Raw genomic sequence first — 24,654 nt, 5'->3', positions numbered from 1 at the left:
TTCATTTGTCTTCATCTGTGATCCCTGACTAATTGGCCTACTAAAGTGAATGTAAATTGGATCTATTTCATTGTCAATGTATGAACTATGGTTATCCATAAGATATGGCGTTCTATTATACATTCAATGATGGGGGAATACACATGAGACGGAAAGAATTCACAGTAGATGAAGAACAGGAAATTACCGCATTTCTGGATCAGTGCTCCTTCGGGTTTCTGGGAACGGTCAGTCCGGACGGACAACCACGGGTTACACCGCTGAACTTCGTATATATGGACGGTTGCTTTTATTTTCACGGCAGTCTGGCTGGCGAGAAGATGAAACAGATCAAACAGGATTCGTTGGTCAGTTTCACAGTAGCTGAAGAGTTCTCCCTGATTCCATCTTATTTCAGTGATCCTGAGCTTGCTTGTCCAGCGACTTCTTTCTTCAAAAGTGTTATGGCCTTTGGTCAGGCTGAACCGGTTAAAGATCTGGACATCAAAGGTAAGGTACTGCAACGATTCATGGAGAAACTCCAGCCGCAAGGCGGATATGTAGCCATTGACGCTACTGACTCGCGTTACACAGGAAACCTCAAAGCTGTAGCCGTAGTCCGAATTAGTCCTGAACGGATCAGCGCCAAGTTTAAATTTGGACAAAACCTCTCGAGTGAACGATTCGATCATATCAGTGGTGAACTGGAACAGCGCAATGAAGGAAGAGATGCCGAAACTGCTGAAATGATGCGGAAATACTGTCCATTTCATCAGCAATAAGTTTCATTTCTTGAGGATTACTCCAAGGTCGAATACAACGATAACCCACCCGAAAACCCTCTGCAACAACGCGGTAAAGTGATATAACTGTCATATTGCGTAATTTCCGTGACGGGGGCATGTCAAGGTGATATAATGTTAGGCAGTTGAATCACAAAGACTTGGAAGGATGAAAAGAATGAATCCACTGGCTGAACAGTTGAACGAAAGTATTCAGACAGGCAGCAGTCACGTCTACTCCATGCTGTCACAGCTTGGCAAAGAAATTTATTTTCCTAAAGAGGGGATTTTGAGTCAATCTGCTGAAGCAGCAAGCTTGGCCAAGACCCATAATGCCACGATTGGTATCGCCCTGGAGGGTGGTGTGCCGATGCATCTTCAGGTTATTCAGGAGAAGCTGTCTGCATTCCAACCAAAGGATCTGTATCCTTACGCTCCACCTGCAGGCAAACCTGAATTGCGGACCGTTTGGAGAGACAAGATGCTGAAGGAAACGCCTTCTCTGGAAGGCAAAACGTTTGGCAATCCGATTGTAACCAATGCATTAACCCATGGACTTAGTATCGTAGCCGACCTGTTCGCCGATGAAGGGGACGCTGTCATATATCCAGATAAAAACTGGGAAAATTACGAGCTGACCTTCGGAATTCGTCGTCATGGCCAGTTGGTTCATTATCCCCTGTTCGATGATCAGTTGAACTTCAACAGTGATGGTCTGCTTCAGGCTTTGCTTGATCAAAAGGACAAAGGTAAAGCCATCGTTCTGCTCAACTTCCCGAATAACCCTACAGGTTATACGCCTGGAGCCGAAGAAGCAGATGCCATTGTGAACACGATTCTTCAGGCAGCTGAAGCCGGCGTTAACGTGGTTGCTGTAACAGATGATGCCTACTTTGGACTGTTCTTCGAAGATTCCATTCATGAATCCCTGTTTGGCAAACTTGCCAACATTCATCCACGTGTGTTGACCATAAAAGTGGATGGTGCAACCAAGGAGGAGTTTGTATGGGGCTTCCGCGTTGGATTCATTACGTATGCCCATGAAGATGCAGCCGTTCTGCATGCATTGGAGCAAAAAACACTCGGTATTATCCGGGCAACGATCTCCAGTGGCCCGCATCCTTCCCAGACTTTTGTACTGGATGCGCTCAAAGCACCGGAGTTTGAAGCACAGAAACAGGAGAAGTTCGAGATTATGAAAGGCCGTGCCAATAAGGTAAAAGCCATTCTCGATAGCGGCAAGTATGGAGATGCATGGGACTATTATCCGTTCAACTCCGGTTACTTCATGTGCCTGAAGCTGAAAGAAGTTGGCGCTGAAGAACTTCGAAGCCATTTGCTGCACAAATATGGTGTGGGTACAATCGCGCTGGGTGAATCGGATCTTCGAATCGCCTTCTCCTGTATTGAAGAATCCGGGTTGGAAGATCTGTATGAAACCATCTATCGTGGAGTTCAGGATCTGCGGACGACTTAGTTAACACAGACCTGTACCCTGAATGTTATAAGAACCCTTTGTATAACGGCGACGCTTCATGTCACTGAATATACGAAGGGTTCTTTTGTGTTTTATCAGCCCAAAAGCTTTAATTTCTGGCTTTACCGGGCATCGGCCCAATCAGCCTACCCCCACGGCACATAATATACGATGTACGCAAGGGCGTGCCAAACAACCACTTGAAAGGGGAATGACCATGTCTGGAGTTGAAGATACAAGAGGCGGTTATGGATGCGGCGGTTACGGCGGAGGATTTACAAACACAGGTGCCATTCTCGTTCTGTTCATCTTGCTCGTGATTATCACTAAATCGTTCCTCTGTTAGTACCAATACACACTTACGCGATAACCAAGTGATCTGATTGCATGATTCCATTACAGCACAAAGAAGGGTATTCCGGGACACAGCCCGGCATACCCTTCTTTTGTTATCTTTTGTACCTCTCACTGATGAGCCCAATGTAATAATCCGAGTTGGTCAGGTGTCCGATCGTTTAGTCGTCCTCTTCTTCCTTCAACCACTTGTTACCTTGCGAACGCCGCATGATCACAATCACCAGTATACCCAAAATAAGCGCTACTCCGGTGACAGTCAGTCCGCTTGCTCCGGCAGCCAGCATAGGCAGCCACATGAGCAATGCAGCCAGTGCGTGCAGATGGAATATGAATCCTAACACCTGAGAACGACGACTCTCACCCGAGATTGGATAGATCATAATCCAGAACGATTCACTATGACTGCGACGCAGCGCACCTAACTGAACACCTGCAAGCAACAGGAAGAACAGATACACCCCGACACCAAAGTAGCTGCCTGCTGTCCACCAGGATAGTAACATGCCCAGTACAATTAAGCGTAACACGATTGAGAACACTTCGGTTCGAATAAACGTTTTGGTAATCAGATATCGGTAAGCTTTCCCTGCATTCCAGGGAAGACCACTCCCCAATTTGCTAAGCCAGCGACGCGAACTTACTTTCTGTCCGGATGAAGGTACATCCACAAACCAGCCAAGCGTCCGCATAACCCTGCCAGCCTGACCCTGCTCTACCTGAATCAGTCGTTCCCACGCTACCCGATGTTTCACCGGTATACGCAAGGCGACGATGTAGACAACAGCCAGCAACAGCAGGAACCAGACGCTGCGCTGCGGTGGCTGCCACAGCCATGCGCCAACCGCCAGCACTGCCAGAGCCCATCGCAAGAGACGATATCCTCTTGCTGCCCCGACCTGAACCATTCTTAGCTCTTGCCACGCTCCATAACTGGACAACCCTTTCCACAGCAACAGGAATACGATGAACCAGCCAAATGGCCGTGCATCCAGATCTGCTCTGACATAGAGCGGCCACAGTGTAACAAATACAAGCAGCAAGCCCAGAGTTTTATAGATGATGCCCCGGGCAAAGCTGTTCTTCAAATATTCCTGCATCCGGTATTCCTGTGGTCGCAGGAACACAATATCTGCCGGAAGCAGATATGTACGATAACTGCTAAACAGCACTAGCGGTGCCAGCAGCAGCAATGCAACCCAGCGAATCGGAAATTCCGCCGGAATGTTCTGGACAAACGATGTATACCAGGCGGAGAACGCAATGACGAGAAATAAAAAGACCATAGCTACACCGCTCTGGATCACATAACCCAGATAAGGAAGAATTCCGTTCCAGAATCCTGTGCGTCTTTGCTTCCATAGCAGCTTGAGATCCATGCTCAATCCCTGCCTTGTACGAGGGAATAGAACATGTGCTCCAGCGTGGCATCGGATTCCCCGAATTGGGAGCGCAGTTCATTCAGCGTCCCTTGAGCAATAACCTGCCCACGGTGCAGAACGATAAAACGGTCACAGTAATTTTCAATCGTGGACAGAATGTGTGAACTGAGCAGGATGGATGATCCCGAAGCTTTCATCTCCAGCATAAAATCAAGCAAAGAGCGAATACCCAGCGGGTCCAGTCCCAGGAAAGGCTCATCAATGATGTACAGTGGTGGTCCTGCCACAAAAGCACACATGATCATGACCTTTTGTCTCATCCCCTTGGACAGGTGAGTCGACAGACTTGTACTTTTCTCATTCATACGGAACAGTTCCAGCAGTTTCTCCGTACGTTGTTTGAAATCAGCCTCCGACACATTGTACGCTCTTGCCGTAAACTCCAGGTGCTCCATCACTGTCATCTCATCATACAGTTCGGGTGATTCCGGTACAAATGCCATAGCCGATTGGTAGATCTGCGCATCCTCGTCCCGCTTCTTGCCCATCACTCGTACTTCGCCCTGTTGAGGTGTCATCAAGCCGAGGATGTGTTTCATGGTTGTGCTTTTGCCAGCACCGTTTAAGCCGATTAGTCCGACCATCTCTCCACGTCCAACTTCCAGATCGATGCCGTGAAGGACCGGCCGTTTGGCACTATAACCTCCGCTTAACCCGCTGATTTGCAGAACAGGCGATTGAACGTTTTCCATCTATCCCTGCACCCCTTTCGTCAGATTCTATTCTTCGGAGCGTGGCGTTTTATCTTTACTCCACTTGGGTGCTCCTTTGTTTTTACGATCCTGGTCGCGCTCCGTGCGGCCAGTATTACCCGTTGGTTTGCTACCTGCTGGACGCGAATTGGAGATTGTAGCTCTGGTTCCCCCATTACGATTGCCCTGACCTGGTTTGCGATCTCTGGATTGTCCTGGTTTTCTGGAGAACGAATGTCCCTCAGGCCGCGTGTCCGGACGCGGGTCAGCCTCCAGTACTTTACCGCCAAAGAGTACACGTTCTGACAGTTCGATTCCGAGTTCGCGTGCGAATTTACGCATAATAAAGATCTGTGTTTCATCCACAATGGACAAAACGATACCCGAGCGTCCCATCCGGCCTGTACGACCTGCACGGTGAACATAGTGCTCCGAGTCAAAGGCAGGGTCATAGTTAATGACCATTGGCAAACCTTCGATATCCAGTCCTCTGGCAGCCACTTCGCTGGCAATCAGCAACTGAAGTTTGCCATTACGGAAGGCAGACAATACGTTACTGCGGGTCACTTTGTCAGCATCTCCATACAGCGCAGCAGCGGACAAGCCCAGATGATTCATTTTTGCTTCAACTTCACCAATATCTTCGGTTGCATTCACAAATACGATTGCCCGATCCGGATTGTACTGTCTAACCAGACGACGCAGCATGTCAATTTTGTTACGGTTTTCTTCTACAAAATAATAATGCTCAAGGCCCGCAGCCGTAGCTCGATCCGGTTCAATTCCGATCTGCACAGGCTCTTTCATCTCACGCTTTGCAAGTCCAGCTGTATGCTCATCAATGGTTGCTGACAGGAAGATCAGCTGGCGGTCCCGCAATGCACTCTTGAGTACAAAGTTCACGTCACTTACGCCGCCAAGTTGGAACACTTGGTCCGCTTCATCAATGACAATGGTGGAAACGTTGTGCATTTTCAGTTTTTTGAGTGTAATCAATTCCTTCAGTCGTCCCGGTGTACCCACAACCAATTGGGGATGCTCACGCAGCTTCTCGATCTGACGTTTAGCCGCTGCGCCACCAATTAGACCCAATACGCCAATCTTACGTTCTTCCGCATAACGCTGCGCTTCACGTACAATTTGCATCGCCAGCTCTTGTGTAGGTGCAATAATGAGTTTCTGCGTACCTTTGATATCCATTTTGATGGATTGTAACAGTGGCAGCAGATATGCCAGCGTTTTTCCTGTTCCCGTCTGGGATTTGGATACGACATCTCGGCCTTCCAAAATAACCGGGATTGTCTGAGCCTGTACAGGTGAAGGTTCGTTAATGCCATGTTTCGCCAAAACGGCCTCCAGATCCTGTTCCACGCCAATTGAAGCAAATGTTTGATTCGTCATGTATGTCCATCCTTTTAATTTATTCATTTTGATGTTATATAAGTTCAACTAATGAATATTTACACTGACACTACGAGGACAGAACAACCTTCCGATCACTGTTATCCCCAGATTTTTTTGATTCCTTTTTTTCAAAAGGAAAAATCCGGGGATAAAGGCGAAGCATATGCTTCCGATGTAGCTTTCTTTCAGAAAGCTTTTAGCTTCGCTTCTTCAGGTTATTTCTGTCCTCTCCGTTATTGTGTAAAAGTTTAGTTGAACATATAAGTTGCTTGTATATTACCGAAGCCTGTCATCACATTACCTTTCATTATATGCGAAAAAAGCCCGTGTACCAAATCTTATTCCAGAATTGTATGTATACACGCCAAAAAAAAGAAAAGCCCCTCGGCGGAGCCTTTCTTTCATTCCGTATATGATGCCTCGTATCACATTTACTTCTGATTCATTACACCGTGCGACAATCGATCTGCAAGACGAGGAAATAGCTGGTACAGCCATATGCCAGCAGAAGCAAGTCTTGGCAGATTCACTTCTTCCTTGCGCTTTTTCATCGCCCGAATCATATGACCCGCAACGTCTTCCGGTTTCAACATCATCCAGCGTACATTATTCACATAATTGCCAGAAGGGTCAGCCCGATGGAAAAATGGTGTATCAATCGGACCCGGATTAATCGTTGTCACCAGGACGCCAGTCTTGCGAAGCTCTTGACGCAGCGCATTACTAAATCCGAGGACAGCATGTTTCGTAGCTGTATAGGAAGCGGATTTGGCTGTACCGATTTTGCCAGCCATGGAGGCCACGTTCACAATCTGACCTTTGCCACGTTCCAGCATTTGTGGAAGCACTGCTTTGGTGCAGCGGACAATGCCCATGTAATTAACGTCCATCATCTCATCGAATTCCTGTACAGACATCTCTGTCATCGCTGCGAATTTCCCGTAACCTGCATTGTTCAGCAAAATGTCGATTCGTCCGTATTTATGCAATATCGCATCCACAGCTGCCTGAACCTGCTCACTATCCGTAACATCAAGTGTGAGTAATTCATGCGGCCCTTTCAGCGAGGCACCAATCTCTTCCAGCTTGTCCCGTGAACGGGCAGCCAGAATTGGGATGGCTCCTTCTTCTATCAGCATCTGCGCACACAGCGCACCGATACCACTCGATGCACCTGTGATAAACACTACCTGATCTTTCAGCATCCGTGATGTCCTCCCGTATTGAACACATATTGCCTTTTTAGGCGTATGGTTCTATTCTACGAGATCATGACCTGAATATCCATCTCACCAATGCCGTCCATCAGCAAAGGAATACTCAGTGCTTTCGTTGCACTAAATGTAGTCAGATGTTCGGACTTCATCACTTGTGGAGGTGTAATATCGACCACAACACCCTGGTTTGACAGGATCGTGCTGGCGTTACCACTGATCATATTCCCCAGTTCAGAAATCGCACTTTTGCTCATTTCATCCATTTCTGTAATGACAAAACCACCCATCATCGCAGATACAATTTTCAATGCAACTTGTTCATTAATTCCAAATACAATGTTTCCGCTAAGTTGTCCGGTCATTCCGATCACGATCCAGACATGGTCTGCAATATACTCTACATTTTTCACGCCAAGACTCCCGGTGGAAGGCGAAACCTGGATGAGCTGTTCGAATACGTTCCGTGCCGATTCCAGGAAAGGATTAATCACTTCCGCTTTCACTGTCTATGTCCCCCTCGCACTGGGTTATTGGTCACACACCAAAAGTCCCATATTCATTAAATTTATTATACTTTATCACGTACAAGAATTCATTAAGAATTCGTTAAACCATGTGTACTATAATTTATCGTCATCCGTGGGGCAAATGTTTATAGCTGATTCTAGCGAATAAACAGCGCTTTTCACTTCTTTTGAAGAAAGCATTTCGATCATCGTGCGTGGCAAAGGGCATTTAGGACTTTATTACTGCTTTCTCGCAACTGTAAAAAAAATCAAATTCTTGTATTCGCGTTTTTTTCACAGTCTCTTGAACTACTTTTGATCCTGATAATTACCTTCATTGCTCTGCTGTCCTGAATCACCTATAATTTAAGATAACGGAACAATGACCAGTTACGGGATTACATCGCACCAAACACTACATAATCAAGAAATTTTGCCTGCAAGGAGGTCACCTATGAACATAAGCCAACTGGAGACACTGATTACCATTTCCAAAACGATGAGCTTCCGCAAAGCGGGAGAACTTCTGAACCTGACCCAGCCTGCCGTCTCGGCCCAGATCAAAAGTCTGGAGGACGAATTCAGCACCGTTCTTGTGGATCGTAACCAACCCGTTACCCTGACAGACCGTGGACAGGTATTCCTGGAGCACGCTGAACGGATGCTCGACATCGTTGATGAGTTGAAACAAAAATTGTCTGATCTTGATGAAACGCCTCAGGGACGTATCGTATTAGGCACAACAACTTCCATTGCTATTCAGATCTTGCCAAGGGTGTTATCCTATTTCCAAGATCAATTCCCGCTGATCAAAACCAGTATCCAGTCCCTTCCTTCATCACAGATCTATACCCAGGTCGAAAATGGTCTGGTTGATATTGGTATCGGTTATCTCACGGAGCGTAATCCCAACCTGAATACATCTGTGCTCTACTATGACACATTTGAACTCGTGGTATCTCCTTCCCATCCGCTGGCAAAGAAAAAACATGCTGCAGTGGATGTGCTCCGGAGTACACCATTGATTCTGCTGTCCCCTGATACCGTAGGACGAAGGTTTACGGAAACTATCTTCAAGAAACATAATATTGAACCTAATATTGTAATGGAGTTGTCGAGCAGCGAAGAAGTGAAACGGATGGTCGAGATTGATCTCGGGGCAGCTGTCATCTCCAAACAATCTGTTGCGCATGAGTTGCGTCAAGGTACATTGCGAATGATACCCTTAAGTGAGTTGGAGGTCAGTCACCCTGTTGGTGTCATCTATAAGTCCAGTCGATACCTTAACTCAGCGATGCAGCAGTTCATAAGTGACCTCAAAGGTATGCCGGAAACCCAATTCATCAGTTCAGAATGACAATGAGCCATGAGAAAGGAAGGATTCCATATGAAATTTGATCTTCATACACATCATTTTCGTTGTGGTCACGCAGACGGCAACATCCGCGATTATATAGAGGCAGGTATTAAGGCAGGACTTCAGGCGATCGGTATCTCGGATCATACGCCGTACTTTGGCAGTGAGCTTGAGCAGGCATTTCCCCGGATCGCAATGGGCAAGTCTGAATTGCAGCATTATGTGGAAGAAGTCCTTGCTCTGAAAGAAGAGTACGCTGGTAAAATCGATGTGCTGCTCGGCATTGAATCCGACTACTTCCCTGTTCATGCAGAATTGTACCGTACCACACTGGGACAGTATCCTTTTGACTATATTATTGGTTCAGTTCATCATACCGAGGATGTGAGTATCTTCAACAAAACCCGGTGGAATGGCCTAAGCAATGCTCGCAAAGTTGAAGTGAAAGAGAGCTATTATTCATTAATCCGGGAATCGGCTCGCAGCGGTATGTTCCAGATTCTTGGACATATTGATGCGATGAAAGGAAACTATCCACCTTTCTCCGAAATTATCGCTGATCAGGCCATTGATGAAACGTTGCAGGTCATTGCAGAATCCAACGTAGCGATCGAAATTAACACATCTGGCAAAACCAAACTCAGCGGTGGCTGGTATCCCTCGGATGCCATTCTGGAACGCGCCCATCACTATGGAGTGAAGGTGACATTTGGATCGGACGCTCATAAACCACAGCGGGTTGCAGACGAGCTGGATGACGTTCGTACACGTCTCAAGGAGATCGGATTCACCGACTGGGTATACTTCAAGCAGAAACAGATGCAGGTTGTATCACTGTAAAATATAGCAAACACAAAGGCCCCCACAGCGCGCTTGTTCACGCCGTGGGGGCCTTTTATTGCCCTATATAAGGAAATATAATTATATTTCACACGATAACGGAGAGGACAGAAATAACGTGAAGAAGCGAAGCGGTCGCCTAAAAGCTTCTGAAAGAAAGCTGCATCGGAAGCATACGCTATCCCCGGATTTCCCCTTCTAAAATATAGGAATCAAAAAAATCCGGGTATAACAGCGATCGGAAAGTTATTCTGTCATCGGAGTGGCCAGTGTAAATATTCCACAGTTAACTTATATGGACAAAAAAAATGAACCCGCTCGCGCGGGTCCCAACAGCATTATCTATTATCAAAAAGGGGGTCATGAGATAAGTTTACCCCCTGTCTGTTAGAGTTCAATTGCAGCTATATTTCAATTGTGTAACAAATGATTGAAGTTCGATTCATTCACGTTTGACTACTCTTACTCTATGTCATTTCGGCTTGTCAGATACCAGAGTTTGCAGGTCTTTTTCCTGAAGCGGTCTGACGTATTGTTCCCGGTACATACTGTAAACTTTAACATCCATCAGGGATTCTGATTCCTCGTCATCCTCATCATTCAGTCCGAACGAGGGAAGACTCCGCTCATAGGACATCCCTATTTTGCTTAGCACCCGTTGTGAAGATACATTGGCCTCATAACAACGTGCTTCCACCCTCCCCAGATGAAGATCGTCAAATCCAAACTGCAACAGCCGCTGTACCGCCTCGGTAGCCACACCCCTGCCCCAACAGGACCTGTTCAGGATGTAACCAATCTGTGCGGTACCATTCTGATCATTCCAGTGTTGGAATGAGGTGATCCCAATCACCTGTTCCTTGCCTCTCCAGCAGATCCCATAATGTAACGAATCCAGCTTGGCGCTGCTGCTCCGTATCTGGTTCAATAAGCGTCTCGCCCTGATTGGCGTGGGCTGGCTTCCCCTATTCACATATCTTATGACTTGAGGATCGGAAAAGAGTTCCGATAATGTGCTGTAATCACTTTGACGTAATGATCGCAGGACAAGACGCTCTGTCCACAAAGCCGGCAGACCTTGAACCAGCATTTTTCGGGTAAGCATGACAATCGCTCCTTTTGCCTAAACGGGCTCTAGTCCGGTAAGACAAGCATGCTCTGATGATGATCCGGCGTAATACCATTTGAACTGATCCACGAACTTTAGTATTCGCATTTTAGTATTAATATATTGCATCATTCAATTCATCACGCTAAAAGGTCCAGATGCTGACTACTCCTGCAGCCCGCGATAGATACCCGTACGAATCTCACGAATATAGAAATCCAATGCAGGAACATTCGCCGACTGTGCAACCTGTACTTCTCGCTCAATATCATAAGGCACCCGCACGAATTGAACATTGAACGGGGTATTGTTATCGTTGCTGTCTTCACCCTCCAGAATACAGTAGGAAGCTTGGGGAAGATCGAGTGGATTACCAACACTCCCTGCATTAAACAGTAACTTGCCGTTCATATACTGCAAGTATGCGTTATGCACATCCCCATAACCTACAACATCTGCAACACCTTGCTCAGGCTCATCAGCCGGAGGATCAAACATTGCCAACCTCTTTTCCATCGCGTCCCACGGCTGTACACGATGGTATACACTTTGAGGTGAAGCATGGACCAGACGGATGGTGCGACCGCTCAGTTGAAATTGATGACTGAAGGGTAGGCCTGCCAAGTACGCCAATCGTTCCTCACCCAGCCGCTCTGCTTGCCACGTAAAGTTCTCGTTGTCTTGGTTAACCGCAACCAGTTCATCCCAATTGCCACGGATAACAAGTTCGCACGTCGCTCTCACCTGATCCACAACCTGTACCGGTTCTGGCCCCTTGCCCACGAGGTCACCAAGACAAAAGATTCGCTCCACGCCACGACTTCGGATATCTTTTAACACTGCTTCCCAGGCAGTCATGTTGCCATGAATGTCGGATACAATCGCAATTCTTTCCATCTGGATAACCTCCATTCATGTTCAATCCTTTATGTTTTAAATTCATCTTATATTCTTTTATGTGGTTGATCCTTTAAGCTCAAAAACCGTTAATTCTGGTCTGCACAGAAAACGAATGGGCAGTTGAGTCATGCCAAAACCACGATTCACATACACCGGCATCTGTGTCTGGGTGGTGTAATATACCCCCTGGACATCCGTGTAATACAACCCTTGAACATACTTGTGTGAACCTCGCGGAGTTGTCAGTGCCCCGATCCAGGGAAAACGTACCTGTCCACCATGGCTATGACCGGAAAGTTGTAATCCGAAACCATAGGGAGTGGCAATGTCCGCATAATCCGGTTCATGCATAAGTAACAATTTCCACACATCATGATCCAAACCCTTGATGGCTTGGACAGGATCAGGCCTGCCTGTAAGTGCGTCATCCAGACCAGCTATGGCCAGACGTTCGCCCCCTTGTTCAATCACCACATGTTCGTTCCGTAACAAAGTGAATCCCGCTTCACGGAACATGGTTGTCACTTCATTCTGCTGTCCGCCCCGATAATCATGATTCCCCAAAACAGCAAATTTGCCATACTTCGCTTGCATGGAGGCGAGTACCGGAATACATTCACGCATCGGCTCTGCTTCCCTCTCGACTATGTCTCCGGTAAAACAAATCAAGTCCGGTTGCTGCTCCTCAATCGTTGCTGCCAGCTTCTTCAGCTCTTTCACCCCGGTATGAAAACCAAGATGGGCATCGCTGAACTGAACGACACGCAAACCGTCAAATGCCTTTGGAAACTTCGGAAGTTTCAGCGCCACTTGCTTGATCTCCAGACGACGCGGTTCCCATAGCCAGGCATAACCTCCTGTAAGCAAACTGGCACCCGCTGTCATCAAAACCATGCGCAATAAGAAACTTCGGCGAGAGGGATCATGATCCTTTTCTTCCCCAGGAAACACAGACTCTTCTGCACCTGATGCTTTGTGCGAGCGCTGGGACGGCGAGTTGTTGCTGCCCTGACGCGGTGTCTCTGCCATATCTCCCCCTCCTTCTACGCTCTTAATCCATCCCCTTAGTATATCATATTCTGCATGGGTAGCCCGGTTCCTCTGCTTCATTACAAAAAGAAGCCGGGATCTCCGGCATGTTTCTGCACGGGATCACGACTTCTTCTAAGTTGCAGATTACACTTCTGCACATGTTATGACGAGATTATACACCCAACCAGCGTTTGAACATATGCTTGGTCGTTTGTTTGTTCATTTCGGCAATGGAGGTTGTCAGTGGAATACCTTTTGGACAGGATTGCACACAGTTCTGTGAGTTACCACAGCCCTCAATGCCTCCGTCTTCCATCAACGCTTCCAGACGATCGTCGGCGTTCATCTCCCCTGTTGGGTGAGCGTTGAACAGGCGCACTTGGGACAGTGCTGCTGGACCGATAAAGTCTGTTTTCTCATTGACGTTCGGACATGCTTCCAGACATACACCACATGTCATGCATTTGGACAGCTCATATGCCCACTGACGCTTCTTCTCAGGCATCCGTGGACCTGGACCGAGGTCATAGGTACCATCGATCGGAATCCATGCTTTTACGCGTTTCAGGGCGCTAAACATCCGGCTACGGTCGATGACCAAGTCACGAACCACTGGGAATGTCTTCATCGGTTCGATACGAACGGGCTGTTCGAGCTTGTCGATCAGGGCTGCACATGCTTGACGTGGCTTGCCGTTGATGACCATGGAGCAGGCACCGCAGACTTCTTCGAGACAGTTGGAATCCCAGCAAACGGGTGCAATGGATTTGCCATCTGTATTGACGGGGTTCCGCTGAATCTCCATCAGGGCGCTGATCACATTCATGTTGGGACGGTACGGAAGCTCAAATTCTTCGTTGTACGAAGATGACTCCGGGCTATCCTGACGGGTGATGATAAACTTGACGGTTTTGTTGGCTGTAGCTTGTTCCGCCATATCGTAGTCCCCTCCTCTGGTGACGATGATTGGTGTTGCTGATACGCAAAGTTACTGGTTTGGTGCACGGGAGACGCTTCGTCAGCGGAATGCCCCTCTGATCGCTGTTATCCCCGGATTTTTTTGATCAACCCTTCCCAGGGTTAAAATCCGGTGATAAAGGCGAGCGCTTCGCTTCTTCTGGGCATTTCCGCTTCCTCCGCTACGTCGTGCACGCAGGGTCACTTTGCTGGAAACTGCACTCCATTCATGCTGGATGGGCAGTATTGAAGTTCTGAAGCATCGCTAAGGCGCTTTGCTTCTTCTGGGTATTGTTGTTTCCTTCGCTATGTTGTGCACGTTGGTCACTTTGCTGGAAACTGCTCTCCAATTCATTGTGGATGGCAGTATTAAAGTTCTGAAGCATCGCTAGGCGCTTGCTTCTTCTGGGTATTTCCCTCACTTTGATGGCAGTAACTTTGAAGAAGCTCTGCTTCTCCAAAGTTGTCCTGCCTCTCCGTTCAGGTGCTTAATATTTAACTTTATAAATAAATCCGTGATATTTAATCCTTGGAGTAATCCCGGATACGTGGTGGGATCAAGGATACGTCTACTGGCTCGTACGAGATTTTCGGGCCTTCCTTCGACCAGCTTGCGATGGTCGTTTTCAGGAACTCTTCATCATTACGTTCCGTGAAATCCGGTTTGTAATGCGCGCCGCGGCTTTCGTTACGGAGTAGAGCACCGAGAGTCATTGCTTCTGCCAGTTCAATCATGTTCCACAGTTGGCGAGTGAATGCTGCGCTCGGGTTATTCCAACCAGAGCTGTCATACATATTGATTTTGCCATAACGCTCTTTCAATTCCTTGATCTTGCCAATCGTGGCTTCAAGCTTGTCGTTGTAGCGCACAACCGTCATGTTGGCTGTCATCCACTCGCCAAGCTCTTTATGAATGACATAGGCATTTTCCGTGCCCTGCATTTTCAAGATGCCTTCGTATTTGTCGCTTTGTTGTTTGGTGTGTTTCTCAAATACGGAAGATGGGATATCAGCGGACGATTTTTTGAGTCCTTTGATATATTCAGCCGCTTTTGGTCCAGCCACCATACCACCATAGATCGCAGATACCAATGAGTTTGCACCCAGACGGTTCGCACCATGGTATTGATATTCACATTCACCAGCTGCGAACAGTCCCGGAATGTTAGTCATTTGGTTGTAATCTACCCACATGCCGCCCATGGAATAATGGACTGCCGGGAAGATTTTCATTGGGATTTTACGCGGGTCATCACCCATGAACTTCTCATAGATCTCAATGATTCCGCCCAGTTTAACATCCAGTTCCTTCGGATCTTTGTGCGACAGATCGAGATAAACCATGTTCTCGCCGTTCACACCCAGACCCATATCAACGCAGACGCTGAAGATTTCACGAGTCGCGATATCACGTGGAACCAGGTTACCGTAGGATGGATATTTTTCTTCAAGGAAGTACCAAGGTTTTCCGTCTTTGTACGTCCAGATCCGTCCACCTTCACCACGCGCGGATTCAGACATGAGACGCAGCTTGTCATCCCCTGGAATGGCTGTTGGGTGAATCTGAATGAACTCCCCGTTGGCGTAATTTACACCTTGCTGATACACCGCACTTGCTGCTGTACCTGTGTTAATTACAGAGTTGGTCGTTTTACCGAAGATGATCCCCGGACCACCACTCGCCAGAATAACCGCTTCAGCTGGGAAGGTCTGTACCTTCATCGTTTTCAGATCCTGAGCCACGATCCCGCGACATACGCCTTCATCATCCAAAACCGCCTGCAGGAACTCCCAGTTCTCATATTTCGTAACAAGACCCGCTGCTTCCCAGCGACGTACCTGCTCGTCTAATGCATAGAGCAATTGTTGTCCTGTTGTCGCTCCGGCAAATGCCGTACGGTGATGCTTCGTTCCCCCGAAACGACGGAAATCAAGCAAACCTTCCGGTGTCCGGTTGAACATTACGCCCATACGGTCCATCAAGTGAATGATGCCAGGTGCTGCTTCGCACATCGCTTTAACAGGAGGTTGGTTCGCAAGGAAGTCACCGCCGTATACCGTATCATCAAAGTGTACCCATGGGGAGTCACCCTCACCCTTGGTATTTACCGCTCCGTTAATGCCGCCTTGTGCGCATACAGAGTGGGATCGTTTAACAGGAACCAGTGAAAATAAATGAACATGGACTCCGGCTTCAGCCGATTTGATCGCCGCCATCAATCCCGCGAGACCGCCGCCCACAATAATTACATTCGTTGATGCCATTGCTGTTCACTCCCTTATAAGTCAGCATTTATACGCTAAATGCTTAAATTAGAACTGTTTTTACTGCGTCAATCATCGAAGTAGCTGTTTGGAAATCAATGCTCCGGAAAGCAAATAGTGAAGCAATAAACATGATGGAAACAATAGCGAACAAGCTCATACATACGTAAGAGGATACACGTTGCGCACGCGGACCAACCGTAATTCCCCAGCTAACAAGGAACGACCACAGACCATTGGCAAAGTGATATGACGCCGCAACCACACTGATCATATATATCGCAAAGGTTATCGGATTCGTCACCGCATCATGTATGACGCCGCCAATCTCTTCATGGGATACATTACCCAGCGCAATCTGTACTCGCGTCTCCCATACGTGCCAGATGACGAATACAAACGTAATAATACCGCTTACCCTCTGTAACGTGTAGCGCCAGTTGCGCTCATTACCGTAACGCCCAACGTTAGGCTTGGCCTGATAGGCAATGTAAAGACCATAAACACCGTGATAGAACAACGGCAACCAGATAAGTAATGCCTCAATTACAATAACAAGAGGCAAACCGTTCAGAAATGCAACGGCACCGTAAAAAGCTTCTTTGCCGCCTTCAACTGCCGTGAAGTTCGTCACCAAATGCTCAACAAAAAACAAACTGAGCGGAATGACGCCAAGCAAGGAGTGCAGCTTTCTGGAGTAAAACCCTTTCATAAAATGTCGATCCCCTTTCGCTAAATACAACGTTTTCATAAATGATTTCACTTATCATGACACGAATCCTTTTCCATGAAAAGGTTCGACAAATTGTTCCGTTTTCCCCAGGTGTGAACAACTTGTGTCACGGTTCATGTTACTCCTTTTTTTCTTATAAGGGAATTGCAATATAATTATTAAATGTTATAACCTATAGGTATAAGCAGTGAAACATTGGGTTTACAGGCTATACAACATGGAAAACGATTGAGCAAGGGCAAGAATCACATTCATGGAAAAGAGGTTATTGTTCATGTTTGAGGAGTTAAATGCATTTGCAGCGGTCGTGGAGCAGTCCAGCCTCAACCGTGCATCCAAGTTACTGAACTTGTCCCAACCCGCACTCTCACGCAAAATTGCCAAATTGGAGGATGAACTCGGGGTTGCCCTGTTCCACCGCCGTGGCAAACGGCTGGAGTTAACCAGTGTGGGCCAGTTCACCTATACCTATGCTGTAGAACAGAAGCAGCAACAACAGAAGTTCCTCACTATGCTGGCCCAGTATAAAGACGAAGAACAGAGCACCATTACACTCGGAGCCAGTCTGACGACGCTTCAAACTACGTTACCACCTCTCGTCAATGCCTTTATGGAGAAACATCCAAATGCCGAACTGAAACTGTTGACGGGTAAAACACATGAGATTGTGTCGTTTGTGCGTGACAAAAAAGCCGATGTGGGCATTGTCGCCTCCTCCATCAGCGAAGTGGGGCTTAACTGTGTGCCGCTCTTTGACGATCACCTGGAACTGGTTGTGCCGCTTACACACCCCTTGTCCGGTAAGGAAGCCGGGATGGAACATTTGCAAGATCTGCCGATGATCACGTTCTCCAAAGGCACCTGGTACCGCAAATTAACGGACGATCTCTTCCAGCGCTGTGCCGTGATGCCGGATATTCGCATGGAGATTGATTCCTTCGAAGCGATCATCCGACTTCTGCCTTCCGCCAAAGCTGCTGCTCTATTGCCCAAGTCATATCTTCGTCCACAATTGCTCGCGGACAATGATCTTGTTTCTGTTCATTTGCCTCAATTACAGCAGACCCGCAGAACAACTTGTATGATCTATGGGGAAAAAGAGGACCTCAGCGAGACCTCCAGACAATGGGTCAAGGAGACGGCTGCACTCTTTACAGCAAAGGCGCCATTGCCCTCACGGAGGGCTACGACGCCTTTGCCTTGATCTGAATCAGCCAGGCTCTAACGCCTGGCTTCCATATTTAACTCATGATAATTATCAGCTCTCTTGGCTGATAACCTCTTCTTCAAATCGGTCGATATCTGCATTATTACCAATAATGACCATGATATCCCCCATCTGAAGCGAATCCAGTGCCGTCGGAGCGATAATGACCCCAGCTTCTTTCTGTAACGCCACAATACTGCAACCAAAACGTACGCGTGCATTAAGGGTGGAAAGGGTTTTGTTGTGCAGACAGGCGGGAACCTTCATCTCGACAATACTGTAATCATTGGATAATTCAATGTAATCCAGCAAGTTCGGGGTAACCAGCTGGTGGGCAACCCGAATGCCCATATCCCGCTCAGGATAAACGACACGATCAATCCCCAGTTTATCCAATGCGCGTCCGTGAAGGACGGATATGGCCTTGGCCACAACCGTCTTGACGCCCAGCTCTTTTAACAGAATCGCGGTGAGAATGCTCGTCTGAATATCATCCCCGATAGCAACGATACAGCAGTCAAAATTTCGAATACCCAGGGAGCGTAGCACTTCCTCATCTGTGGCATCGGCTACAACGGCATGGGTGACCAATTCACTAATGTCTTCGACGACTTCTTCATTTTTATCGATCCCGAGCACCTCGTAGCCGAGTTCCATTAATTCCTGTGCCAGACTGGAGCCAAATCGCCCAAGCCCAATCACCGCAAACTGCTGTGTTTTCATTGTTCTTCACGAACCCCTTATCCAAATCAATTTCAAAACTCACTAAAAATAGATTTATCCAATAATCATTTTGCCTTCCGGATACCTGTATAACTCTTTACCCTTTTTCTGCCCAAGTGCATACGCTAATGTGATCGGTCCAAGCCTTCCTGCAAACATCGTAAAACAGATCAGGAGTTTGCCCAATGTAGTCAGTTTCAGCGTCAGTCCAAGCGATAATCCAACGGTACCAAAGGCCGATGTCGTTTCAAATAAGATCATCATAAAACTGGCGTCTTCTGTGGTACTTAATGCCATCGTTACAGCTATGATGAACAAGAGTGCCAGCAATGTAATGGTAAGCGCCTTGAAAATCCGTTCCTGTACGAGCCGGTAGCGGAAAAACACGATATCTTCACGCCCACGCATCATGGCGATGACCGCTCCCGCCATAATCATAAATGTCGTTGTTTTGATCCCGCCTCCGGTAGAACCTGGCGAAGCACCAATGAACATCAGAATGATCATAAAGAACTGTGTTGCCTGCCTGAGTCCGGCAATATCTACCGTATTGGCTCCTGCTGTTCGCGGCGTAACGGACTGGAAGAATGAACCGAGAATTTTGCCACCCCAGTTCAGGCCACCCAGTGTCCGTGGATTGCTAAATTCAAATACGAAAATGACAAGTGCACCAAACACAATTAACAATCCAGTCATTAACAGTACAACTTTGGAGTGCAGAGACAGCTTCCGCGTTTTGCGGTAATCCACCAGGTCTGACAACACCACAAAACCGATACCGCCAGAGACAATCAGGAACATTGCTGTAAAATTAACCAACGGGTCATACACATAACCGGTCAGACTGCGGAAATCCCCAAACATATCAAAGCCCGCATTGTTGAACATGGAGATCGCATGCCAATAGCCATAATAGATCGCCTGTCCAATCGGCATGTCGAACGACCAGCGAATGGCAAACAGTGTGCCACATATGCCTTCGATAATGAGTGAGTAGATCACAACTTTACGGATCAGCCGGACGATGCCCTCCATCGTGCTCTGATTCATCGCTTCCTGTAGAATCAACCGTTCTCTAAGCGAAATCCGCCGTTTGAACGCAATGGCAACCAATGTGGACATTGTCATGAAGCCCAGTCCGCCAATCTGAATCAGAATCGCGATTACAACCTGACCCAGCACCGAGAAATGAGTCCCTGTATCCACCACAACCAAACCAGTGACACAAACAGCCGAAGTTGCTGTAAAGAGCGCATCAATAAATGCAAGACTGTCTCCGTTACGGTTGGATGCCGGAAGCATTAACAACATTGTGCCTACCAATATGATGCCAGCAAACCCTAACACAAGAATACGGGGTGGCGATAATCGCATCCATTGCACATTCAGTTTCACTTGAGTATCTTCCACCTCTTCTAAAATGAAAATAACTCCACACCCGTGGAGCGTTCTTCATTTGAAATGCTGTTGCCAAACGTTAAACAAGTATGATTCAGATTAAAACGACATATATAATGAAGTTGGAATATATCCTATTCGTTCCCTTGTTGGGCGAAAGACATGCGAATCATTGCACATTTGTTTCAAAATTATAAGCGCTGCGACGTTTGTAGACAAAACGTTTTTTGTGTAAATCGGATCGAATTCAGCCAAAAAGGGAAGAACTCAGATATCGCGACGGATGGATCAGATTCTTTCGGTCCTTTTCATTCATTTTCAAGGATTTACACCTGTTTTCGTTACATCATTGGCATTCGGTGCTTGGCCTGTGCTATGTTAACTTTAATATCCATATTAGTGCGTGTTCAAAAAGGGCGGTTTTCAGTACCAAGAAGATGGGATGAAGATAGAAACTTTTTGAACTACCTCTATCAATAAAGGAGGAACACCATTACATGAATCCCTTAGGGCAGCCTTTGCAACTCAAGGCTAACTTCAAGCGGCTGGGGTTGCTTGCGGCGATTGGCCTGATTCTATTTTTTGTATTTCAGATCTTTCCTGCTACCTCATCACAAACGACAGAAATTTCGTCTACGTCCTTCATAACCAAGGAGCAGGCGAAGCAATCCGCACGATCATTCGCAGCTTCTGTGAATGACTATACACTGCCAAATGATGATGCAAAAACCCTGGTCACCTACCAGACACATTCGGATATCTACGGGTATATGGCCAAAACCAAACAACTTGATACCTATAACCAGAAATGGGAAACAAGCTATCCTTACGATGTATTCCGCGTTCGTTTGCCTGATCAAGACAAGGGCGGTTATCTTAATGTTGACGTACATATGAAAACAGGAAAAGTCGTCGGCTTCAAACGGGAACTGCCTTCTTCACTCTATACCGCCATTGAGGCGGAGCAGGTTAGTGGACGAGTGACCACATCGCAAGTACTTGCTGAAGGCAATATGTCTCTGGACGAGAAACAACAGCTCGCGGCTGGCGTTCTGACCGAATTCGGTTATGAAGTGCCGGTACTTCAACTGGAGACTCGCGATGGTGAAGCGGGACTGAAGTATGTGGATTCTGAAAAAGCCATTGGAGACTCTAAGCTTGAATTGAATTTTACGTTTGAAGAGGGTGCGGTACGATCCTTCGATCCTGGATTCTCTGTCCCTGAATCCCATACCGATTATGTGAAAGATCAAACGCGCCAAGCCAATTGGATGACCTATGGCGGCTATGCATTCCTGACCTTTGTTCTGGGCGTGCTGGCAATCATCTATAGCATTCTGACCCGAGCACATACGTCTTTCAAACGCGGGATCATCCTCTCGCTGGTGTATTTCGCAGCTTCGGTAATTGGTACGCTGAACATGATTCCACTCTTTCAGGCACAAGGGCTCTCCAACTTCATGTTAGCGTTCCTGATGTTAATGCAGGCGGGAATTACACTGGTCATGAGTGCAACCATCTATCTGTCTCTTGTTGCTGGTGACGGCATGTGGCGCAAAATAGGTCTGAACCCATGGCCTCGTGCCAAAGAACCCGGATATGGAAAATATGTACTTCACAGCATGGTTGCTGGTTACCTGTGGGCATTCATTCTACTGGGTGTGCAATCCATCCTGTTCTTCATTCTGGAGCGAAGCATTGGCACATGGTCAACAACGTCAGCAGATCAATCTACATTTAATATGACCTATGCCTGGCTCTTCCCGATCATGGCCTGGATGGCCGGTATTGGTGAAGAAACTGTTTATCGACTGTTCGGCATTCGCATGATGCAAAAGATTGTGCGTAACACGTTTATTGCCTGTTTGATTCCAACCATCATTTGGGCACTTGGACACACATTGTATCCGATCTATCCAGTAATCACCCGTCCCATTGAGCTGTTGGTGATTGGATTGCTGTTCAGTCTGATCATGCTGCGTCACGGCTTCATTGCCGTTGTATTCGCCCATGTGATCTTCGACAGCTTGTTGATGGGACTCAGCTTGGTCTTTATGGGCGATGCCCTGAATATGACAGCTGGACTCTTCTGGATTGTACTCCCGGCAATTGTTGGATATGTGGTCTACAAATTCAATCCAAAACAAAAAGAGAAGCCGTATGTTACGACTCCTCATCCCGAAGTGCTGCAATAATCTGATTTGCCAGTTTGTCACCAATAGATAGAGGCCGGAAGTCTTCAACGCTGGCCTCTTTTATTTTGCGCAAAGAACCAAAATGCTTCAACAGCAGCTTACGCCGCTTCTCTCCAATACCCGGAATGGCATCCAAACGTGATGTCACCATGGATTTGCCACGCTGTTCCCGGTGGAACGAGATCGCAAAACGGTGGACCTCTTCCTGTATCCGCTGCAACAGGTAGAATTCCTGACTATCCCGTGGCAGGGAGATGACTTCCGGTGGATTACCGATCATCAACTGTGAAGTCTTATGCTTCGCATCCTTCACCAGACCACATACCGGAATAAACAGCCCCAGCTCATTTTCCAAAATATCGACCGCAGCCGAAATCTGTCCTTTACCACCATCGACCACAATCAGGTCAGGCTGGGTCAGGTTTTCTTTTAATACCCGTTCGTAACGGCGACGGATGACCTCTCTCATCGTTTCATAATCATCCGGCCCTTCAACCGAACGGACCTTGTACTTCCGATATTCCTTCTTATCCGGTTTACCATCGGTAAATACGATCATGGCAGATACCGGGTTTGTACCCTGAATGTTCGAGTTATCAAACGCTTCAATACGGTGAAGCTGATCCAGTCCAATAAAACGTCCCAGTCCTTCGGCAGCTTTGGAGGTACGTTCTTCATTTCGCTCAATCAAACGGAACTTCTCTTCCAATGCCACACGTGCGTTGTCCACGGCCATCGTGATCATCTGCCGTTTCAATCCACGTTGCGGAATGAGCACTTTGATCTCCAACCACTCTTGTAAAGCAGCAGCAACCTGAGTTGGGTCTTCCAGTCCTGATGGAAGCTTTTCATTTGAAGCAGTTATATCCGTTATTGGAGCATCCTCTTGCATACTGTCAGGTTGTTCACCTTCTGCCTCAGTGGAACCTCCGTAAGCTGCACGACTCTCAGCAACCAGTGGCTGGGAAGCGTTACTGCGCTCCACTTGTCCCATCTGCTCGAATTCTACCGTAACTGCGGCAGGCACCGATCCCTCAGCATCAGATACTGTATCCAAACTTTCGTTATCCGTTGCAAGATCCTTGGGCATTTCCGGCAACAAAATTTCTTGTGGCAATGCCGGATTATCGCTGTAATACTGTGTTACATAGGACATGAAGTCACTATACGCCTCACCGTAAAACGGGAAGGTTGATACGTGACGTTCAATCATTTTACCCTGACGCATATATAGAATCTGGACACACATCCAGCCTTTATCAATGGCAAAACCAAATACATCACGGTCTCTGGCATCGGCCATCGTAATTTTCTGTTTTTCCATCATCGCATCGATGGCGATCACCTGGTCGCGCAGTTCCTTGGCTCGTTCAAAATAAAGATCTTCCGCGGCCTCCTGCATCTTACGCTGCAAATCCTTCTTGATCTCTTCGTGACCACCGCTCAGAAATGAACCAATCTCTTGGGAAATCTGGTCGTACTGCTCCTTCTCCACTTCCTTCACACAAGGGGCGAGACACTGTCCCATGTGATAGTACAGGCACACTTCTTTGGGCATTACACCACATTTGCGCAGTGGATACATGCGGTCGAGCAGTTTTTTTGTTTGGTGTGCCGCATACGAGTTCGGATAAGGTCCGAAGTATTTGGCTTTATCTTTCAGCACACGCCGGGTTACTTCCAACCGGGGGTGCTTTTCATTGGTAATTTTAAGATATGGGAATGTCTTGTCATCCTTGAGCAACACGTTATACCGCGGCATATGTTTCTTGATTAAGTTACACTCCAGAATGAGTGCTTCCATGTTACTGCCCGTCACGATATATTCGAAATCACGGATTTCGGACACCAGACGCTGCGTCTTTCCGTTATGACTGCCGATAAAATAAGAGCGTACGCGGTTCTTCAACACTTTGGCCTTACCTACGTAGATAATGGTGCCTTCACTGTTTTTCATCAGGTAACATCCAGACATGTCTGGCAGCAAAGCGAGCTTGTGACGAATCTGCTCCAATGCCTTCTCCTGATCCTGCAAATCATTGATGAATTGGTCCATAATTCGGTGAATCCTCCTTCCCGAAAAAAG

Annotated in this window: 22 protein-coding genes; 7 read left to right on the top strand and 15 right to left on the bottom strand. The window is 47.2% G+C overall.

Annotated features, from left to right (window positions below; genetic code table 11):
- The first annotated feature begins 143 nt into the window (after positions 1 to 143).
- From CXK86_RS18730 to CXK86_RS32440, 3 genes are all read left to right on the top strand, one after another.
- Positions 144 to 761 carry a pyridoxamine 5'-phosphate oxidase family protein gene (locus CXK86_RS18730; RefSeq protein ID WP_101314231.1) on the top strand — a complete coding sequence of 206 codons (618 nt, stop codon included), beginning with the start codon at positions 144 to 146 and terminating at the stop codon, positions 759 to 761.
- A gap of 178 nt (positions 762 to 939) precedes the next feature.
- Positions 940 to 2,238 carry an aminotransferase class I/II-fold pyridoxal phosphate-dependent enzyme gene (locus CXK86_RS18725; RefSeq protein WP_101314230.1) on the top strand — a complete coding sequence of 433 codons (1,299 nt, stop codon included), beginning with the start codon at positions 940 to 942 and terminating at the stop codon, positions 2,236 to 2,238.
- 217 nt (positions 2,239 to 2,455) lie between these two features.
- Positions 2,456 to 2,584 carry a hypothetical protein gene (locus CXK86_RS32440; protein ID WP_017692471.1) on the top strand — a complete coding sequence of 43 codons (129 nt, stop codon included), beginning with the start codon at positions 2,456 to 2,458 and terminating at the stop codon, positions 2,582 to 2,584.
- 169 nt (positions 2,585 to 2,753) lie between these two features.
- Here CXK86_RS32440 and CXK86_RS18720 read toward each other — a convergent pair whose 3' ends face one another.
- The 5 genes from CXK86_RS18720 to CXK86_RS18700 all read right to left on the bottom strand — a co-directional run bounded on the left by CXK86_RS18720 (position 2,754) and on the right by CXK86_RS18700 (position 7,850).
- Complete coding sequence (locus CXK86_RS18720; protein WP_101314229.1) at positions 2,754 to 3,971, bottom strand: ABC transporter permease; 1,218 nt, start codon at positions 3,969 to 3,971, stop codon at positions 2,754 to 2,756.
- Positions 3,972 to 3,973: 2 nt separating this feature from the next.
- Positions 3,974 to 4,726 carry an ABC transporter ATP-binding protein gene (locus CXK86_RS18715; RefSeq protein ID WP_036605802.1) on the bottom strand — a complete coding sequence of 251 codons (753 nt, stop codon included), beginning with the start codon at positions 4,724 to 4,726 and terminating at the stop codon, positions 3,974 to 3,976.
- Between the two features lie 27 nt (positions 4,727 to 4,753).
- Positions 4,754 to 6,127 (bottom strand): DEAD/DEAH box helicase, encoded by a 1,374-nt coding sequence (locus tag CXK86_RS18710; protein WP_047841268.1) that lies wholly within the window; start codon positions 6,125 to 6,127, stop codon positions 4,754 to 4,756.
- A 434-nt stretch (positions 6,128 to 6,561) separates the two neighbouring features.
- Positions 6,562 to 7,335 (bottom strand): SDR family NAD(P)-dependent oxidoreductase, encoded by a 774-nt coding sequence (locus CXK86_RS18705; RefSeq protein ID WP_036605800.1) that lies wholly within the window; start codon positions 7,333 to 7,335, stop codon positions 6,562 to 6,564.
- A gap of 56 nt (positions 7,336 to 7,391) precedes the next feature.
- Positions 7,392 to 7,850: a chemotaxis protein CheX gene (locus CXK86_RS18700; protein ID WP_036605799.1), complete on the bottom strand. Its 459-nt coding sequence runs from the start codon at positions 7,848 to 7,850 to the stop codon at positions 7,392 to 7,394.
- 457 nt (positions 7,851 to 8,307) lie between these two features.
- Between CXK86_RS18700 and CXK86_RS18695 the strand changes: the two genes are divergently transcribed.
- Positions 8,308 to 9,210, top strand: coding sequence for a LysR family transcriptional regulator (locus CXK86_RS18695; protein ID WP_036605798.1), 903 nt, complete (start codon positions 8,308 to 8,310; stop codon positions 9,208 to 9,210).
- Between the two features lie 30 nt (positions 9,211 to 9,240).
- Entirely contained in the window at positions 9,241 to 10,050 is an 810-nt protein-coding gene (locus CXK86_RS18690) for a histidinol-phosphatase (RefSeq protein WP_101314228.1), read from the top strand.
- A 472-nt stretch (positions 10,051 to 10,522) separates the two neighbouring features.
- Here the strand turns inward: CXK86_RS18690 and CXK86_RS18685 are convergent, their stop codons facing one another.
- The 7 genes from CXK86_RS18685 to CXK86_RS18655 form a co-directional block, all read right to left on the bottom strand.
- On the bottom strand, positions 10,523 to 11,155 hold the full coding sequence (locus CXK86_RS18685) for a GNAT family N-acetyltransferase (protein WP_101314227.1): 633 nt from the start codon (positions 11,153 to 11,155) through the stop codon (positions 10,523 to 10,525).
- Positions 11,156 to 11,323: 168 nt separating this feature from the next.
- Positions 11,324 to 12,055: a metallophosphoesterase family protein gene (locus CXK86_RS18680; RefSeq protein WP_036605796.1), complete on the bottom strand. Its 732-nt coding sequence runs from the start codon at positions 12,053 to 12,055 to the stop codon at positions 11,324 to 11,326.
- A gap of 57 nt (positions 12,056 to 12,112) precedes the next feature.
- Positions 12,113 to 13,087 carry a metallophosphoesterase gene (locus tag CXK86_RS18675; protein ID WP_101314226.1) on the bottom strand — a complete coding sequence of 325 codons (975 nt, stop codon included), beginning with the start codon at positions 13,085 to 13,087 and terminating at the stop codon, positions 12,113 to 12,115.
- 175 nt (positions 13,088 to 13,262) lie between these two features.
- On the bottom strand, positions 13,263 to 14,027 hold the full coding sequence (gene sdhB, locus CXK86_RS18670; RefSeq protein WP_036605794.1) for a succinate dehydrogenase iron-sulfur subunit: 765 nt from the start codon (positions 14,025 to 14,027) through the stop codon (positions 13,263 to 13,265).
- A 247-nt stretch (positions 14,028 to 14,274) separates the two neighbouring features.
- Positions 14,275 to 14,508 (bottom strand): hypothetical protein, encoded by a 234-nt coding sequence (locus tag CXK86_RS18665; protein WP_076253250.1) that lies wholly within the window; start codon positions 14,506 to 14,508, stop codon positions 14,275 to 14,277.
- Between the two features lie 61 nt (positions 14,509 to 14,569).
- Entirely contained in the window at positions 14,570 to 16,312 is a 1,743-nt protein-coding gene (gene sdhA / locus CXK86_RS18660; RefSeq protein ID WP_036605793.1) for a succinate dehydrogenase flavoprotein subunit, read from the bottom strand.
- Between the two features lie 43 nt (positions 16,313 to 16,355).
- On the bottom strand, positions 16,356 to 17,024 hold the full coding sequence (locus CXK86_RS18655) for a succinate dehydrogenase cytochrome b558 subunit (RefSeq protein ID WP_036605792.1): 669 nt from the start codon (positions 17,022 to 17,024) through the stop codon (positions 16,356 to 16,358).
- A 295-nt stretch (positions 17,025 to 17,319) separates the two neighbouring features.
- Between CXK86_RS18655 and CXK86_RS18650 the strand changes: the two genes are divergently transcribed.
- The gene (locus CXK86_RS18650) at positions 17,320 to 18,249 is read left to right on the top strand and encodes a LysR family transcriptional regulator (RefSeq protein WP_036673385.1); all 930 of its coding nucleotides are present in this window, start codon (positions 17,320 to 17,322) and stop codon (positions 18,247 to 18,249) included.
- 54 nt (positions 18,250 to 18,303) lie between these two features.
- Here the strand turns inward: CXK86_RS18650 and CXK86_RS18645 are convergent, their stop codons facing one another.
- Positions 18,304 to 18,975 carry a potassium channel family protein gene (locus tag CXK86_RS18645; RefSeq protein WP_017692455.1) on the bottom strand — a complete coding sequence of 224 codons (672 nt, stop codon included), beginning with the start codon at positions 18,973 to 18,975 and terminating at the stop codon, positions 18,304 to 18,306.
- Positions 18,976 to 19,029: 54 nt separating this feature from the next.
- Entirely contained in the window at positions 19,030 to 20,349 is a 1,320-nt protein-coding gene (locus CXK86_RS18640; RefSeq protein ID WP_076253330.1) for a TrkH family potassium uptake protein, read from the bottom strand.
- 521 nt (positions 20,350 to 20,870) lie between these two features.
- On the opposite strand from CXK86_RS18640, the gene CXK86_RS18635 reads away from it, so the two are divergent.
- The gene (locus CXK86_RS18635) at positions 20,871 to 22,568 is read left to right on the top strand and encodes a CPBP family intramembrane glutamic endopeptidase (RefSeq protein WP_076253249.1); all 1,698 of its coding nucleotides are present in this window, start codon (positions 20,871 to 20,873) and stop codon (positions 22,566 to 22,568) included.
- Here CXK86_RS18635 and uvrC read toward each other — a convergent pair.
- Positions 22,537 to 24,624 carry an excinuclease ABC subunit UvrC gene (uvrC, locus tag CXK86_RS18630; RefSeq protein ID WP_076253248.1) on the bottom strand — a complete coding sequence of 696 codons (2,088 nt, stop codon included), beginning with the start codon at positions 24,622 to 24,624 and terminating at the stop codon, positions 22,537 to 22,539. The genes CXK86_RS18635 and uvrC overlap by 32 nt on opposite strands.
- Positions 24,625 to 24,654 lie beyond the last annotated feature (30 nt).

It is taken from the genome of Paenibacillus sp. BGI2013 (assembly GCF_002843485.1).
Lineage (GTDB): Bacteria > Bacillota > Bacilli > Paenibacillales > Paenibacillaceae > Paenibacillus > Paenibacillus amylolyticus.
Note: the sequence above shows the minus strand (reverse complement) of the source record. Positions and strands in the feature narration are given on the sequence as shown.